Source organism: Tsukamurella sp. TY48 (assembly GCF_019656655.1).
GTDB classification, from domain to species: Bacteria; Actinomycetota; Actinomycetes; order Mycobacteriales; family Mycobacteriaceae; genus Tsukamurella; species Tsukamurella strandjordii.
This window is the reverse complement of the sequence record NZ_BPMV01000001.1, coordinates 310511-325689: the sequence shown is the minus strand read 5'-3', so window position 1 is coordinate 325689 and position 15179 is coordinate 310511. Positions and strand designations below refer to the sequence as shown.

Genomic DNA, 15179 nt, shown 5'->3' with positions numbered 1-15179 from the left:
GATACGACTGCGGTCCAGTGATACGACTGCGGCCCCTCCCCGGGGTAGGGGAGGGGCCGCAGTGGTCGTGCGGGTGACGCGGGGTTACTCGACGTCGAGCTTGCCGCCGTTGTCCTGAACCTTCTTCAGGGCCTCGAGCGCCTTCATCTCGTTCGCGTGATCGCGCTCGGCGTTGGCCTGCTGCTCGTCGGCCGGGTCGGGGCGCAGGAACGAACCCGTTCCCGGCTGGCCGGCGGCACCGAGCTGGTTGGCCTTGGTCGGCACGACCGCACCCTCGTAGGGGAGCGGAACCGCGTGGCCGTGATCGTCGACCGGTCCGAGCGGCTGGTGCAGCTCGATGAACTCACCGTTCGGGCGACGCACGATGATGCCGGTCTCGATGCCGTGCTCCAGCACCGCGCGGTCGGCACGCTGCAGACCGATGCAGAAGCGGTAGGTCAGCCAGTACGCGACCGGCGGCAGGATGACCAGGCCGATGCGGCCGATCCAGGTCATCGCGTTCAGCGAGATGTGGAACTTGTACGCGATGACGTCGTTCACACAGGACAGCGTGAGCACGATGTAGAAGGACAGCGCCATGGCACCGATCGCGGTACGCACCGGCACGTCACGCGGACGCTGCAGGATGTTGTGATGCGCATCGTCGCCGGTGAACTTCTTCTCGATCCACGGGTAGGCGAACATGAGGCCGAAGATCACGCCGATGATCGCGGCCACGAAGGCGGCACCCGGAACCGTGTGGCCCCAGAAGTACAGCTCCCACGCGGGCCACAGACGGGCCATGCCGTCCGTCCACATCAGGTAGATATCGGGCTGCACACCCGCGGACACCTTGGCCGGATCGTACGGGCCGAGGTTCCACACCGGGTTGATCGTGAAGATGCCCGCCATCACGGCGATGATGCCGAAGGTGGCCGCGAAGTACGCACCCGTCTTCACCGCGAACACGGGGAGGATGCGCACACCCACCACGTTCTCCTCGGTGCGGCCGGGGCCGGCGAACTGCGTGTGCTTCTGGTACCAGACCAGTGCGAGGTGACCCGCGATGAGCGCCAGGATGATGCCGGGGAACAGCAGCACGTGCGCCACGTACAGGCGGCTGATGAAGATGTCGCCGGGGAAGTCACCGCCGAAGATCAGCCAGTGCATCCAGGTACCGATGATCGGCAGGCCGACCACGATGCCCGACATGGCGGCGCGAACGCCGGTGCCCGAGAGCAGATCGTCCGGGATCGAGTAGCCGAAGAAGCCCTCGAACATCGCGATGGCCAGCAGCGCGCAGCCGATCAGCCAGTTGGCCTCACGCGGGCGGCGGAAGGCGCCCGTGAAGAAGATGCGCGCCATGTGGATGATGATCGACGCCGCGAACATCAGGGCCGCCCAGTGGTGGATCTGGCGGACGAACAGGCCGCCGCGCACCTCGAACGAGATGTCCAGGGTGGTGGCGAAGGCGCGCGACATGGTCACGCCGTTGAGCGGCTCGTAGGCGCCGCTGTAGTGGACCTCCGCGAGCGACGGGTCGAAGAACAGGGTGAGGTACACGCCCGACAGCAGCAGGATCACGAAGCTGTACAGCGCGATCTCACCCAGCATGAACGACCAGTGCGTGGGGAAGACCTTGTTGATCTGGCGCCGGATACCGGCAGCCAGGTGGTATCGCGAATCGACCTCTTCGGCCTGCTGCGCGACACGATCTCCGATCGTCGTCATCAGTGCGTCGCCTCCCAGAAGGCCGGTCCGACCTGCTCGATGAAGTCGCCGTTGGCGACCATGTAACCCTGCTCATTGACCGAGATCGGCAGCTGTGCCAGCGCGCGGGCGGCGGGGCCGAAGACCGGCTTGCCGTACTCGAGCGCGTTGAACTGCGACTGGTGGCACGGGCAGAGGATGCGGTTGGTCTGCTGCTCGTACAGCGAGGTGGGGCAACCGAAGTGGCTGCACACCTTGGTGTAGGCCCAGTAATCGCCGTAGTTGAAGCTCTCCTGGCCCTTCCGCTTGATGGCGCGGGCGCCGTCGTCGGGGCGCAGGCGGATCAGCATGACGGGGTTACGGATGCCCTTGAGGCCGTGCAGCAGCTTCTTGCGCGACTCCTCGGTCTCGCCGAAGCCGTCCGAGACGCGCCACGGGAACACCGTCATCATGCCGCCGGCGTCCATGTCCTCCGGACGGACCAGCTTCACCTTGTACGGATCGCCGACGTCGTTGCGCAGGAACACGGTCTCGTCGTTCAGGTCGCTGCTGAAGTCGTTCTTGTACGAGTCCCAGTAGGGCGACCAGCCGGTGTGCCACAGCGGCGACGCGTCGCGCTTGGCCCACGGGTTCTTGATCAGGCCACCCAGGAAGCCCGCAGCGGCCGCGAGGCCCAGCACGCCCACGCCGAACCCGGCCGAGGCCAGGATCATCTTGCGGCGGGGGAGCGTGGAGGTGTCCAGCGCGTCCTTGAACAGGGCGCCGGTGGTCAGCTTGTCGACCTTGGCCGAGCCGCCGGCGTCGTGCCGCTGCTGGACCGCGATCTCCTCGGGGATGAACTTCTTCGTGAACAGCACGGCGCCCACGAAGACGGACAGCAGGGAGAGGCCGGCGGTCACGCCGAGCGCGGGGGTGTACAGCGTGTACCACCAGTAGCGCTCGTCATGGACGCCCTGGTACTCCCACGGCCAGAACAGGAAGACGCCCAGGAAGGCGAGGGCGAAGACTCCGGCGAGGAAGAACCACAGGGCGACGGTGCGCTCGGCGCGCTTCTCGGCGCGGGTGCCGGGCTCGGGCCAGCGGGGCTCGCGGTAGACCAGCTCGACACCGTCGAGGTTGGTACCGAGTTTCACCAGCTCGTCGTGCGAGAGGTTGTCCAGTTCGTCGTCCGACGGGACGTTGTTCAACGGCTTGGCGGTCAATTCCTGCTCCCAACCCACATCGCGGCGCCGACGACGGCGATCATCCCGGTGAACCACATCACCATGCCCTCGGAAGCGGTACCGAAACCGCCGAGGCCCGAACCGCCGGGGGACTGCGTCTCCTTGGCGTTCTTGATGAAGCCGATGATGTTCTTCTTCTCTTCCTGCGACAGCTGGCGGTCCGAGAACTTGGGCATGTTCTGCGGGCCGGTGAGCATCGCGGCGTAGATCTCCTGCTCGTTCGCCGGGTCGAGGACCGGGGCGAACTTACCGCCGGACAGGGCGCCGCCCCGGCCGGTGAAGTTGTGGCAGGACGCGCAGTTCAGGCGGAACAGCTCGGCGCCGGCGCCGAGGTTCGTACCGCGCAGCGACTCCATCGCCATGACGCGGTTGCCGTTCTCATCGCGCTTGATCGAGCCGTCCGGGTTGTACTCCCAGACGATCGACGGTCCGCCGCCGATGGACTGGATGTAGGCGCCCATGGCGTCGATCTGCTTGGTGTCGAACTTGGCCGGCTTACGCACGATCTGGGCCGAGTTGACGGTGGCCGGCATGCGGCCCGAGTGCACCTGGAAGTACACGGCCGAGTCACCCACACCCACGAGGGACGGACCGCGGTCCTTGACGCCCTCGAGCGCAGCGCCGTGGCAGCTGATGCACGAGGTCTTGTAGAGCTCCTTGCCCGCTTCGATCTGGGCCGCGTCGCCGCCCTCGGCGACCGCGACCTGCGGGGTGGGAGTGGCGACGGTGGCGATACCGCCGGCGGCCAGCAGGCCGCCGATCAGCAGCGCGGCACTGGCGAGCTTGCGGCGGAGCTTGCGCTGCTTGCGGGCCTTGCGCGCCTGCGCGACGGGGGCTTGCCCGGCACCGTCGGGCTCGCCTCCCTCGCGGGTTGGCTCAAAGTTGGCTGAACTCATCTGCTATCCCTCTGTGATGGCGACGTGAGAAGAAAGTCTTAGCGAATGATGTAGATGACGGCGAAGAGGCCGATCCACACCACGTCGACGAAGTGCCAGTAGTAGCTGACGACGATCGCCGAGGTCGCCTGGGCGGGCGTGAACTTGGAAGCGCGGCTACGGGCCAGGATGAAGATGAACGCCACCAAGCCGCCCATCACGTGCAGGCCGTGGAAGCCCGTGGCCATGTAGAAGACCGAGCCGTACACCGAGGAGCTGAGCGTGAGGCCCTCGCTGATCAGCGTCTTGTACTCGTTCAGCTGGCCGAGGATGAAGGCGAAGCCCATCAGGAACGACACGAAGTACCAGATGCGGAACTTGAAGACGTCACCGCGCTCGGCGGCGAAGACACCCAGCTGGCAGGTGACCGACGACAGGATCAGCACGATGGTCGGCGGGAGGGCCGCCATCAGGCTCACGTTGGTGTCGGCGGGCGGCCAGCCGTTCTCACCGGCGCCGGCTCGGGCCACGAAGTACATGGCGAAGAGCCCGGCGAAGAACATGAGCTCGCTCGACAGCCAGACGATGGTCCCGACGCTGACCATGTTGGGCCGGTTGAGTGAGTGCACGCGCTGGGTGATGGCTGTAGCTGAGGTGGGTGCGGCGCTAGTCACCTCGCAAGTATGACCGGTCGTAGTATCGAATGCCTACCCGGGTCGCAGATTGGGCGCGTCGAATATCGCGGGCAGGCCGGAGGCCTTCCGCACCCCGCAACGAAGTGCCACGTCAGCGCCGTGAACGCCGCGAGATGGAGCACCGATGCCCTACGACCTGAACGGCCGACCGGAGCATCAACCACGCCTGCGGCGCCTCTTGCGCCGTCCCACTGAAGAGATAACGCCCGACGACCCCGGTTTGGTTCCCGTGGCCGGATCGGCCGACGACACCGTGGCCTCGTCGGCTGTTCTGGACGCCGCCGAGGCCTTCGATCCGCAGGCCCAGAGCGTGCTGCGCCACCTCCTCGAACTGCCCGCCGGACAGGTCGACGAGGTGCTGCGGCTCGTGGGCCAGGACAACTACGTGCGGGTGCCCGATTCCGGGGTGCTCGGCCACGGTCCGGGGTGCGAGCTGGTCGCGGTGGCGCGGGTGCAGAAAGTGGACGCGCTGCACGTCTCGCAGGAGCGGTCGCGGATGGCGGGCGTGTGCGCCCGGCACGGCGGGCAGGCGCTCCACTGGCAGGTGCTCCAGATACCGGCTTGATCGAGCCGATTACGCTGATCGGCATGGATTGGCCGACGGTTCTCACCGAGCTCACCTCCCACCGCGATCTCAGCGCGGAGCAGGCGCGGTGGGCGATGTCCGAGATCATGAGCGACGGTGCCACCCCGTCGCAGATCTCCGCCTTCGGCGTCGCGATCAAGATGAAGGGCCCGTCGCCCGTCGAGGTGCGGGCGCTGGCCGACGTGATGCTCTCGCTCACCACCCCCGTGCCCTTCGCGGGGCGCGCCGTGGACGTGGTGGGCACCGGCGGCGACCGCAGCCACTCGGTGAACATCTCGACGATGACCTCCATCGTGGTGGCCGCGGCCGGTGTGCCCGTGCTCAAGCACGGCAATCGCGCCGCGTCGTCGAAGTCGGGCGGGGCCGACTGCCTGGAGGCGCTGGGCGTGGCGATCGCGCTCGACGCCGACGGGGTGGCGCGCACCGTCTCCGAGCTCGGCATCGGCTTCTGCCTCGCCTCGGTCTTCCACTCCGGCCTGCGGTTCGCCGGCGCCACCCGCAAGGAGATCGGGATTCCCACGGTGTTCAACGTGCTGGGCCCGCTCACCAACCCGGGACGTCCCTCGTCGGGCCTGATCGGCTGCGCCTTCGCCGATCTCGCGCCCGTGGTGGCCCAGGCCTTCGCCGACCGCGGCGGCGAGGACCACGTGATCGTGGTGCGCGGCGACGACGGCCTCGACGAGCTGACCACCACGTCGACCTCCACGGTGTGGCGGGTCCAGGAGGGCGGGGTGGGCGTCGAGTCCGTGGACCCCACCGCGCTCGGTCTGCCGCGGGTGACCCTGGACGAGCTGCGCGGCGGCGATGCCACGGTGAACGCCGCGATCGCGCGGGACTTCCTGGGCGGCAAGACCGGCCCCGTGCGCGATGCGGTGCTGCTCAACGCCGCCGGCGCGGTGGCCGCCTACGAGGGGCTCGTCGCGGGGGAGACGGTGCAGGACTCGATCGCGAGCCATCTGCCGCGGGTCGCCGAGGCCGTCGACTCCGGTGCTGCGGCCGAGCTGCTCGACAAGTGGGTGGCCCTCTCGCAGGAGATCGCGCGGGCATGACCGCGGGTCTGGACCGCATGCGGGCGGACGCTGCGGCGCGCGGCCTCGCGGTCACGGTGCGGGCCCGGCCCGCCGCCCGCTCGCTCGACGAGGCCGCCGCCCTCATGGAACTGCCGCCGTCCCGGCTGGTGAAGTCGCTCGTGGTGCGTCGCGGCGAGGGCGACTACCTGTTCGCGCTGGTCCCCGGCGACCGTTCGATCGCGTGGCCGAAGCTGCGCGCCGTGGTCGGGGTGAACCGGCTCGCCATGCCTCCCGCCGATGAGGCGCTGGCCGCCACGGGCTACGAGCGCGGCACGATCACCCCCGTCGGTGCCACCGGGGAGTGGCCGGTGTTCGTCGACGAGCGGATCGTGGGCCCGACGGTGGCGCTCGGCGCGGGGGAGCACGGCTACAGCGCGCTCCTGGATCCCGCAGATCTGGTGGCCGCCTACGGCGCCACGGTGGCCGACATCTCCGACTGACACCGCTCCGGATCGGCTCGGCCGCGGTGAGCACAACGAGCAGAAGTGGAAACTATGAACACAAGGTCCGATCGCCCGTGAGCCGCGTGCGGCGTCCCTAGACTCCGCTGCGTGACCGCCCGCAAAGTATCGCCGCAGATCGCCCGCTCCTGGCTGCTCGTGCCCGCCTCCCACCCCGAGTCCTTCGCCGTCGCGCAGGCCAGCGAGGCCGACGCCGTGATCATCGACCTCGAGGACGCGGTCGCCGCGAACGACAAGGAACAGGCTCGGGCGGACACTGTGGAATGGCTGAGCACCGGCCACCGCGCGTGGGTGCGCATCAACGATGCGGCGAGCGAGTACTGGAGCGCCGATTGCGCCGCGCTCAAGCAGTGCGCCGGGCTCGAGGGCGTGATGCTCGCGAAGTCCGAGGGATCGAGCCATCTCGACGACACCGCGGACCGGCTGCCCGACGGTACGCCGATCCTCGCGCTGGTCGAGACGGCCCGCGGGATGCAGAACGTCGCGCGGATCGCCGCCGCGCCGTCGACCTTCCGAATCGCCTTCGGCACCGGCGATTTCAAGCGCGACACCGCCGTCGGCGAGGACCCGATCGCACTCGCGTACGCGCGATCGCAACTGGTCATCGCCTCGCGCGCAGCGCGCCTGCCCGCGCCGATCGACGGTCCGACCCTCAACATCGCGCACCTGCCCACGGGGACCGCCCTGGCGAAGGAGATGGGCATGTCGGGGAAGCTGTGCCTCACGCCGGAGCACGCCGGTGTCATCAACAGCGGCCTCAGCCCGAGCGAGTCGGAGATCGCCTGGGCACACGGCTTCATCGCCGCCTTCGAGAAATCCGGCGGCAAGATCACCGACGGCTCCGACCTGCCGCGCCTGGCCCGCGCGCAGAAGATCGTCCAGCAGGCCCAGGACTTCGGGATCGAGGTCGACGCCGCCGAGGTCAGCCACAGCGGCTACTGACGGTCAGTTCCCGATGTCGAAGCCCGCGTCCACATCGGAATTGGCGTACTCGCGGAAGGCGATGTGCGTGGACGTGCTCACCACACCGTCGATCCGGTTGATCTTCTCGGTGACCACCTCCGCGATCTGATCGTGCTCGCGCACACGGACCTTCGCGATCAGGTCGATATCGCCCGCGCACGAGTACACCTCGGAGACACCGTCGATGTTCGCCACGGCCTGCGCGGTCTCGGGGATGCGATGCACGTTCGCGTTGATGAGGACGATCGCGGTGATCACTGCGGCTGCCTTTCGTCGCCGGGGCTCACGCGGCGTGCGTGGTCCCCTCACTGTATTGCCTGCCCCGCCGCTGCGGTTCCGATGCCGCCGCCCGGGCGTCGCGCCCGGCGGTACCGGCCCGGTCGGCCCACTCGCGCCACCGGCCGGCGCCGTGCAGCGGCTCGCCCCAGGTGCCCTGCACATCCACCACGCGGGTGCCCGGGCGCAGGGCCCACCGGCGTAGCAGCGCCGCCTCCTCGGGGCTGGCGCCGTGCAGGGCATCCGCGGGGAAGAGGGTCTCGGGCACGAACAGTCCCGGCGGGCCCTCCGGTTCGGCCGGCGCCTCGTAGACGGTCTCGGCGCCGGCGCGCAGCCGGTCGAAGACCGGCATCGGCGGCACCCCGCGCGGCGCGACCCCCGCGGCCGCGAGCCGCCCGTGCCGCACGATCGACAGTTCCCAGCCGCCGCTGCCGTCCGGGTGCGCCACCGACAGTTCGGGGACCTCGGCGAAGGCGGCGAGGGCGTGCGAGCGCACGGTGAGGTCCACGAGCTGCGCGGTCCGGTCCCGCAACCGCGCCGCCGATTCGAAGAACTCGCGCTCGGCCAGCGACGCCAGGCGGGACTCCAGGGCGTCGAAGACCTCGGACGATCGCCCGGTGAGCATCGCCGCCGCGCGCTCGGCCCGCGGACGGTACGCCGTGGCCGGCTCCGGTTGCGCCGCCGAGGCGTGGCAGCCGCCGAGGGGACGCGCACCGTCCGGCCCGAGCGCGCACGCGTGGACGCCGCCCGGCCGCAGCCGAGTGGTGCAGGTGCGCAGGCCGCACGCCTCCGCGATGAGATCGGCCAGATCGGCCGCATCGCCCCGCGCGCGGACGGGGCCGAGGCACGCCGATCCGGCCGGCGCGGAGCGCTTGACCGCCAGCCGCGGGAAGGGCTCGGTGGTGAGGCAGATCCACCATCCCCGCTTCGGGTACTTCGAGCGCCGGTTGTACGGCGGAGTGTGGGCCGCGATCAGCCGTAGCTCGCGCGCCGCGGCCTCCAGCGCGTGCGCGCACTCGACATGGTCGACCCGCTCCGCGAGCCCCACCATCTCCTTGATCCGGCCTCGGGTCTCACCCGAGGTGAAGTAGCTGCGCACCCGCCGCCGCAGGTTCCCCGACGTGCCCACGTAGAGCACCTCGTCTCCGGGACCGCGGAACAGGTAGACGCCGGGCCGTTCCGGGAGCGGATCCGCCAGGCCGCGTTTGGCACGCTGCTGCGGCGTGACCGAGGGGAGGTGGCCGCGCAGTTCGCCGAGCGTGCGGATGCCGAGGTTCCCCACACGGCCGATGAGCCCGTGCAGCACGTCGACGGTGGCGCGGGCATCGTCGAGCGCGCGGTGCGTGGGCGTGGTCTCGGCACGGAACAGCCGGGCCATCTCACTGAGCTTGACCGACGGTGCCTCGTCCCGCGTGAGCACGCGGCGGGCCAACTGCACGGTGCACAGCGTCTGCGGTGTCGGCCACGGTGTGCCGGTGGCCGCGGCGGCCGCCTTGAGGAAGCCGATGTCGAACCGCGCGTTGTGGGCCACCAGCACGGCGCCGTGGGCGAACTCCAGGAAGGACGGCAGCACGGAGGCGATCGTGGGGGCATCGGTGATCATCGCCGTGGTGATTCCGGTGAGGTGCGTGATGTGCGGCGGGATCCCGCGGCCGGGGTCGACGAGGGTGGCGAACTCACCGAGCACCTCCCCGCCGCGCACCTTCACCGCCCCGATCTCGGTGATCGCGTCGCCGCCCTTCGCCGAACCGCCCGTGGTCTCCAGGTCGACCACCACGAAGGTCACATCCCGGAGATCGGGATCTGTGGCCGCGGAATCGCAGTCGTCGAGGGTCAGCTGCATGCGCTGAACGTAGGACGGGGCACCGACAGGTTTCGGCCGCCGTCCCGCCCGGGCCCCCGTCCGCGGAAACTTGTCGGTGCCCCGACCTACCTTCCGGATCGACGAGAAGAACCCGATCACGAAGGGACGCCGCCATGGCGCTGCACATCGACTGCTCCACCTGCCCCGCCAAACCGCGCGCCTGCGGCGACTGCTCGGTGGGTTTCCTGCTCGGCCCGGTCGTCTCGGTAGCCCCCGAAGCCGCGCCGGCGCCTGAGGCGGGGCTCGAGGTCACGCCCGAGCCCGACCTGAATGTCGCGATCGCGCATTTCGCCGATGCGGGCATGCTGCCGCACCTGCGCGTGGTCTCCGACCAGGGAAAACGAGCCGGCTAGGTGGTGCGACACTGGAGTGTCGCGTGTCACATCGGCGCGTCCGGCTAGACAGGTGCGTTTCCGTTTCGTAATCTTTCCGAGACCTTAGGAGGACTCCGAGACGATTCCGTCTCGTCTCCGGAGGTCACCGCCTAAGGGGCCGCAAGGCCCCGCCGGGGACCCACACGCAGTATCTGGGGTGAATCGCCGGAGGTGCGCCGCTCTCGTGCGACGCACACCGCGTAGGGCATCTTCCTCGCCCGAACCCGTCAGCTAACTCGGTCGGCGGTCGGGAAGAAACATAGGAGAGACCCCTTCGTGGCGAAACATCGTCTTCAGCCGCAGCCCAGCAAGGGTGCCACCGCCGCGCGCGGTGCACTCGCCGCGGGCGCCGTGACCATCGGCACCCTCGCCGTACCCGCCGCCACCGCTTTCGCCGCTCCGGCACCCGCGCCCGTCGCCCCCGGCGCGCCCGCACCGGCCCCCGCCGTCAAGGCCAAGCCCGCCGTGGCGCCCAAGGCCAAGCCCGCGCCGAAGCCCGCCGCTCAGGTCGCCCCCGGTGCGCCGGGCGTTGCCAGCACGCACAACATCGCCGCCCGCCCGGGCGTCGTGGCCGGTGTCGAGACCGCGCCGAAGCCGGGCGTCACCACCGTCGCGGGCGTGCAGCCCGGCGCCGCCAAGGCCAAGGTCGTGCAGGCCGCGCTGTCGCGCACCGGCCTGCCCTACTCCTACGGCTCGGCCGGCCCCAACTCCTTCGACTGCTCCGGCCTCGTCTACTGGTCGATGAAGCAGGCCGGTATGAGCGTGCCCCGTGACAGCTACGGCCAGCTCGGCGGCGGTCGACCGGTGCCGGTCGCGGACCTGCAGCCCGGTGACGTCGTGATCTACAACGGCGGCAGCCACGCCGCGCTGTACATCGGCTCCGGTAAAGTGGTGCATTCGGTGAACTACGGCACCCCGGTCAAGGTCAGCCCGCTCAACGAGATGTCGGTATACGCTGTCCGTCGCTACTGACGTATTCTGGGCGCTGTTGCAACCGCAACTGCTCGCCGTGTGACCTGCGGCATCCCTGGAAGGATCCTCTCGCTCGTGCCCTCGATTCCGCCCGCCCTCCGCGCCCCGTCCCGGCGCGGCGTCGCCGTGTCGTCGGCGCTGCTCCTGCTGCTCGGTGCCGCCGTCGGCGGTGGCGCGGGTGCCGATCCCACCGATGCGGATGCGGCGCTCAAGCAGTACGAGAAGCTGTCCGAGCAGGCGTCCGGCACCAACGAGGCCGCTAAGGGCGCGCAGGAGGACGTCGAGAAGGCCACCGCGGCCAAGCGCGCAGCGGATTCCACGCTCGTCGCGGCCAAGCGCGAGGTGGCCGCCGTGCAGGCCCGCCGCGATTCGCTGCAGCCCACGGTCGATTCCATCGTCCGCGCCAACTACAAGGGCGCCCGCACCAACCGCACCTTCGCGCTCCTGGTCAGCGATTCGCCGCAGACGATGCTCGACCAGATGTCCACGCTGGACTTCATCAACCGCGACGTGCTGAACACGATCGACGGCTTCAAGAAGGCCAAGGCCGCGGCCGTGTCCGCGGAGCAGCGCGCCGCTGATGCCTCGAAGTCCGCGGATACCGCGAAGACCGACGCCGAGCGCAAGCGCGACGATCTGAACAAGAAGAAGGCGCAGCTGGCGTCCGAGATCGCCCGGATCAAGGCCCTCTACGACCGGCTCACCGGCGCCCAGCGCGGTGCCCTGATCGGCCCCAACGTTCCCGTCGACCCGGGCAAGCTGCCGCCCGGCGGCGCGTCCGAGGCCGTCGCGGTGCGGGCCGCGCTCACCCGCGTGGGCATGCCCTACGCGTGGGGCGGTTCGGGCCCCGGCCAGTTCGACTGCTCCGGCCTGATGCTCTGGGCCTACAAGCAGGCCGGCAAGTCGCTCCCGCGGACCTCGCAGGCGCAGCTCGCGGGCGGACAGCCCGTCTCGCGGTCGAGCCTGCAGCCGGGCGACATCATCGTGTACTACCCGGGTGCCACCCACGTCGGCATGTACATCGGTGATGGGAAAGTGGTGCACGCCTCCACCTTCGGCGTTCCCGTTCAGGTGGTGCCGATCGACAAGGCCGGCCCGTTCAACTCGGCGGTGCGTTTCTAGAACACGCCGGGCGCGCGGGTTCGTCCGCGCGGTACCGTGAGGCATGCCTCGCCTCCTGATGAACCCGCTCACCACCGACTACGCGCACTTCGATCCCGAGACGCGCCGGCTCCTGCTCGCGACCGTCGAATTCTTCGAGTCGTACGGCAAGGAGCGGCTGCTGCAGGCCGATCTCGACGCGGAGTGGGTCTCGGACTTCCTGGAGTTCGAGAAGCGGGAGAAGCTGTTCGCCACCTTCCTCACGCCCGCGGCGTACGCGGACGGCGATCCGAACCGTCGCTGGGACGGCGCGCGCAACGCCGCCCTGAGCGAGATCTTCGGTTTCTACGGCCTGTCGTACTGGTACGCCGAGCAGGTCACCATCCTCGGCCTCGGCCCGATCTGGATGAGCGACAACGAGGGCGCGAAACGCACAGCGGCGCAGCAGCTCACCGACGGCGGGGTGATGGCCTTCGGGCTCTCGGAGCGCGCGCACGGCGCTGATGTCTACGACACCGACATGATCCTCACGCCCACCGCCGACGGCGGCTTCACCGCATCCGGCACCAAGTACTACATCGGCAACGGCAACGTGGCCGGGATGGTCTCGGTGTTCGGGCGCCGCGCCGATATGGAGGGCCCGGAGGCCTACGTCTTCTTCACCGTCGACAGCCAGCACCCGAACTACCGGCTCATCGACAACGTGGTTCACGCCCAGATGTACGTCTCCACCTTCGAGCTGGTCGATTACCCGGTGACCGCCGCCGATGTGCTGCACACCGGACCCGAGGCCTTCGCCGCGGCGCTCAACACCGTCAACATCGGCAAGTTCAACCTCTGCCACGGGTCGATCGGCATCTGCGAGCACGCCTTCTACGAGGCGATCACCCACTCCAACAACCGGATCCTGTACGGCCACCCGGTCACCGATTTCAGCCACGTGCGCGGCAACTTCGTCGACGCCTACGCGCGCCTGGTGGCCATGAAGCTGTTCAGCGACCGTGCGGTGGACTACTTCCGCAGCGCCAGCCTCGACGATCGCCGCTACCTGCTGTTCAACCCGGTCACCAAGTCGAAGGTCACGGCCGAGGGCGAGAAGGTGGTCACGCTGCTGCTCGACGTGATCGCCGCCAAGGGATACGAGAAGACCACCTACTTCCACCAGGCGAACCGGTTCATCGGCTGGCTGCCCCGGCTCGAGGGCACCGTGCACGTGAACGTGGCCCAGATCCTCAAGTTCATGCCGAACTACCTCCTGAACCCCGCCGAGTACCCGGAGATCGGCACCCGGCGCGATGCCACCGACGATGCCTTCTTCTTCGCGCAGGGGCCGCTCGGCGGCGCGGGCAAGGTGCGCTTCGCCGACTGGACCAAGCCCTACGAGGCCCGCCTCGACATCCCCAACGTGGCGACCTTCTACGAGCAGGCCCAGGCCCTGCGCACCTTCCTGCAGACCGCGGCGCCCGATGGCGAGCAGAGCAAGGACCTCGACTTCGTCCTCGACATCGGCCACCTGTTCTCGCTGGTGGTGTACGGACAGCTGGTGTTGGAGCAGGCCGCGCTCACCGGCCTCGACGCCGATGTCCTCAGCCGCATCTTCGACGTGCTGATCCGCGACTTCTCGGGCTACGCCGTCGGCCTGTACGGCAAGGCCTCGGCCACCGCCGCGCAGCAGGAGTGGGCGCTGGGCGCCGTGCGCCGCCCCGCCGTGGATCCGGAGTCCTTCGACCGGGTGTGGCAGCAGGTGGCGTCGTACGACGGTGCCTACGCCATGCGGCCCTGATCCGACCCGCACGTGGGGGCGTGCCCCGGTCCGGGGCACGCCGCCAGTACGGTTGAGCCATGCCGCGCACGCTGCTGGTCACCAACGACTTCCCGCCCCGCCCCGGCGGCATCCAGACGTATCTGCAGGCCTTCGTCTCGCAGCTGCCCGCCGACGAGCTGGTGGTGTACGCCTCGCGGTGGCGCGGCAGCGAGGAGTACGACGCGGCGCAGGACTTCGAGGTGGTGCGCCACCCCACGTCGCTGCTGATCCCCAGCCCCGATGCGCTCAGTCGCGCGCGGGAGCTGGTGCGCGCCCACGACATCGAGACGGTGTGGTTCGGCGCCGCAGCCCCACTCGCGCTGCTCGCGGCGCCGCTGGAAGCGGCCGGGGCGCAGCGCACCGTCGCGTCCACGCACGGTCACGAGGTGGGCTGGTCGATGCTGCCGCCCTCGCGGGCGTGCCTGCGCCGCATCGGCGACACCACCGACGTGATCACCTACGTCAGCAAGTACACCCGCGGCCGGTTCGCCTCGGCGTTCGGTCCGCAGGCCGCGCTGGAGCACCTCCCGCCCGGCGTCGACACCGAGGTCTTCAAGCCCGACGATGCCGCCCGCTCGGAACTGCGCCGCCGGTACGGCCTGGCCGACGACGAGCCTGTGGTGCTGTGCCTGTCGCGGCTGGTGCCGCGCAAGGGGCAGGACATGCTGATTCGGGCCCTGCCGAAGATCCGGGCCCGGGTGCCCGGAGCGAAGCTGGTGATCGTGGGTGGTGGGCCGTACGCGGAGACCCTGCACAAGCTCGCCGCCGGCAGCGGTGTCGAGGACGCGGTGATCTTCACCGGCGGTGTCGCCGCCGATGAGCTCGCGGGGCATCACAACCTCGGTGACGTCTTCGCGATGCCCTGCCGCACCCGCGGCGCCGGGCTCGACGTGGAGGGCCTCGGCATCGTCTTCCTCGAGGCGTCGGCGACCGGGAAGCCGGTCGTGGCAGGCGATTCCGGGGGTGCGCCGGAGACGGTGTGGGAGGGCGAGTCCGGTCATGTGGTGCCGGGACGCGATGTGGACGCGATCGCCGATGCCGTGGCCGGGCTGCTCGCCGATCCCGATCGTGCCGCCGCCATGGGGGCCCGTGGCCGCGAGCTGGTGGGCGAGCACTTCAACTGGCGCCGCCTCGGCCACCGCCTGCAGACCCTGCTCAGCCCGTACTGACCGCGAACGAAGAAGTGCCCCACCGGAATCCGGTGGGGCACTCCTCGTACCAGCTAC

Annotated in this window: 15 protein-coding genes and 1 riboswitch; of the genes, 9 read left to right on the top strand and 6 right to left on the bottom strand. The window is 69.7% G+C overall.

Annotated elements, in window-relative coordinates; translation table 11 throughout:
- Window positions 1-84: 84 nt before the first annotated feature.
- The 4 genes from TTY48_RS01555 to TTY48_RS01540 are packed head-to-tail and all read right to left on the bottom strand — an operon-like array spanning window position 85 to window position 4461.
- Window positions 85-1710: a cytochrome bc complex cytochrome b subunit gene (locus TTY48_RS01555; protein WP_220655841.1), complete on the bottom strand. Its 1626-nt coding sequence runs from the start codon at window positions 1708-1710 to the stop codon at window positions 85-87.
- Complete coding sequence (locus TTY48_RS01550) at window positions 1710-2891, bottom strand: ubiquinol-cytochrome c reductase iron-sulfur subunit (RefSeq protein WP_255585458.1); 1182 nt, start codon at window positions 2889-2891, stop codon at window positions 1710-1712. Before TTY48_RS01550 ends, TTY48_RS01555 begins: the two co-directional genes overlap by 1 nt.
- Window positions 2888-3808 (bottom strand): cytochrome c, encoded by a 921-nt coding sequence (locus TTY48_RS01545; RefSeq protein ID WP_220655839.1) that lies wholly within the window; start codon window positions 3806-3808, stop codon window positions 2888-2890. The genes TTY48_RS01550 and TTY48_RS01545 overlap by 4 nt, the downstream gene beginning before the upstream one ends.
- A gap of 38 nt (window positions 3809-3846) precedes the next feature.
- Entirely contained in the window at window positions 3847-4461 is a 615-nt protein-coding gene (locus TTY48_RS01540) for a heme-copper oxidase subunit III (protein ID WP_220655838.1), read from the bottom strand.
- A gap of 145 nt (window positions 4462-4606) precedes the next feature.
- On the opposite strand from TTY48_RS01540, the gene TTY48_RS01535 reads away from it, so the two are divergent.
- The 4 genes from TTY48_RS01535 to TTY48_RS01520 all read left to right on the top strand — a co-directional run bounded on the left by TTY48_RS01535 (window position 4607) and on the right by TTY48_RS01520 (window position 7541).
- On the top strand, window positions 4607-5047 hold the full coding sequence (locus tag TTY48_RS01535; RefSeq protein ID WP_220655837.1) for a hypothetical protein: 441 nt from the start codon (window positions 4607-4609) through the stop codon (window positions 5045-5047).
- Between the two features lie 23 nt (window positions 5048-5070).
- Window positions 5071-6117: an anthranilate phosphoribosyltransferase gene (gene trpD / locus TTY48_RS01530; RefSeq protein ID WP_220655836.1), complete on the top strand. Its 1047-nt coding sequence runs from the start codon at window positions 5071-5073 to the stop codon at window positions 6115-6117.
- Window positions 6114-6578: an aminoacyl-tRNA deacylase gene (locus tag TTY48_RS01525; protein WP_220655835.1), complete on the top strand. Its 465-nt coding sequence runs from the start codon at window positions 6114-6116 to the stop codon at window positions 6576-6578. Before trpD ends, TTY48_RS01525 begins: the two co-directional genes overlap by 4 nt.
- Before the next feature lie 111 nt (window positions 6579-6689).
- Window positions 6690-7541 carry a CoA ester lyase gene (locus TTY48_RS01520; RefSeq protein WP_220655834.1) on the top strand — a complete coding sequence of 284 codons (852 nt, stop codon included), beginning with the start codon at window positions 6690-6692 and terminating at the stop codon, window positions 7539-7541.
- 3 nt (window positions 7542-7544) lie between these two features.
- On the opposite strand, the gene TTY48_RS01515 is transcribed toward TTY48_RS01520, so the two are convergent.
- Together TTY48_RS01515 and TTY48_RS01510 are read right to left on the bottom strand one after the other, a co-directional pair.
- Window positions 7545-7820 (bottom strand): Lrp/AsnC family transcriptional regulator, encoded by a 276-nt coding sequence (locus TTY48_RS01515; protein WP_220655833.1) that lies wholly within the window; start codon window positions 7818-7820, stop codon window positions 7545-7547.
- A 25-nt stretch (window positions 7821-7845) separates the two neighbouring features.
- Window positions 7846-9681, bottom strand: coding sequence for a DEDD exonuclease domain-containing protein (locus TTY48_RS01510; RefSeq protein ID WP_220655832.1), 1836 nt, complete (start codon window positions 9679-9681; stop codon window positions 7846-7848).
- Between the two features lie 134 nt (window positions 9682-9815).
- On the opposite strand from TTY48_RS01510, the gene TTY48_RS01505 reads away from it, so the two are divergent.
- The 5 genes from TTY48_RS01505 to TTY48_RS01485 all read left to right on the top strand — a co-directional run bounded on the left by TTY48_RS01505 (window position 9816) and on the right by TTY48_RS01485 (window position 15122).
- Window positions 9816-10055 carry a hypothetical protein gene (locus TTY48_RS01505; protein ID WP_220655831.1) on the top strand — a complete coding sequence of 80 codons (240 nt, stop codon included), beginning with the start codon at window positions 9816-9818 and terminating at the stop codon, window positions 10053-10055.
- Between the two features lie 118 nt (window positions 10056-10173).
- Window positions 10174-10337, top strand: a riboswitch (cyclic di-AMP (ydaO/yuaA leader).
- Window positions 10338-10352: 15 nt separating this feature from the next.
- Entirely contained in the window at window positions 10353-11048 is a 696-nt protein-coding gene (locus TTY48_RS01500) for a C40 family peptidase (RefSeq protein WP_220655830.1), read from the top strand.
- A 75-nt stretch (window positions 11049-11123) separates the two neighbouring features.
- Entirely contained in the window at window positions 11124-12170 is a 1047-nt protein-coding gene (locus TTY48_RS01495; RefSeq protein ID WP_220655829.1) for an NlpC/P60 family protein, read from the top strand.
- A 43-nt stretch (window positions 12171-12213) separates the two neighbouring features.
- A complete protein-coding gene (locus TTY48_RS01490; RefSeq protein ID WP_220655828.1) occupies window positions 12214-13932 on the top strand; it encodes an acyl-CoA dehydrogenase family protein in 1719 nt (572 codons plus the stop codon).
- 59 nt (window positions 13933-13991) lie between these two features.
- Window positions 13992-15122 (top strand): glycosyltransferase family 4 protein, encoded by a 1131-nt coding sequence (locus tag TTY48_RS01485; protein WP_220655827.1) that lies wholly within the window; start codon window positions 13992-13994, stop codon window positions 15120-15122.
- Window positions 15123-15179 lie beyond the last annotated feature (57 nt).

Coding starts and splice junctions, on each gene's coding strand:
- TTY48_RS01555 (WP_220655841.1), bottom strand. CDS start 1,710: ATGACGACGATCGGAGATCGTGTCGCGCAGCAGGCCGAAGAGGTCGAT.
- TTY48_RS01545 (WP_220655839.1), bottom strand. CDS start 3,808: ATGAGTTCAGCCAACTTTGAGCCAACCCGCGAGGGAGGCGAGCCCGAC.
- TTY48_RS01535 (WP_220655837.1), top strand. CDS start 4,607: ATGCCCTACGACCTGAACGGCCGACCGGAGCATCAACCACGCCTGCGG.
- trpD (WP_220655836.1), top strand. CDS start 5,071: ATGGATTGGCCGACGGTTCTCACCGAGCTCACCTCCCACCGCGATCTC.
- TTY48_RS01525 (WP_220655835.1), top strand. CDS start 6,114: ATGACCGCGGGTCTGGACCGCATGCGGGCGGACGCTGCGGCGCGCGGC.
- TTY48_RS01510 (WP_220655832.1), bottom strand. CDS start 9,681: ATGCAGCTGACCCTCGACGACTGCGATTCCGCGGCCACAGATCCCGAT.
- TTY48_RS01505 (WP_220655831.1), top strand. CDS start 9,816: ATGGCGCTGCACATCGACTGCTCCACCTGCCCCGCCAAACCGCGCGCC.
- TTY48_RS01490 (WP_220655828.1), top strand. CDS start 12,214: ATGCCTCGCCTCCTGATGAACCCGCTCACCACCGACTACGCGCACTTC.
- TTY48_RS01485 (WP_220655827.1), top strand. CDS start 13,992: ATGCCGCGCACGCTGCTGGTCACCAACGACTTCCCGCCCCGCCCCGGC.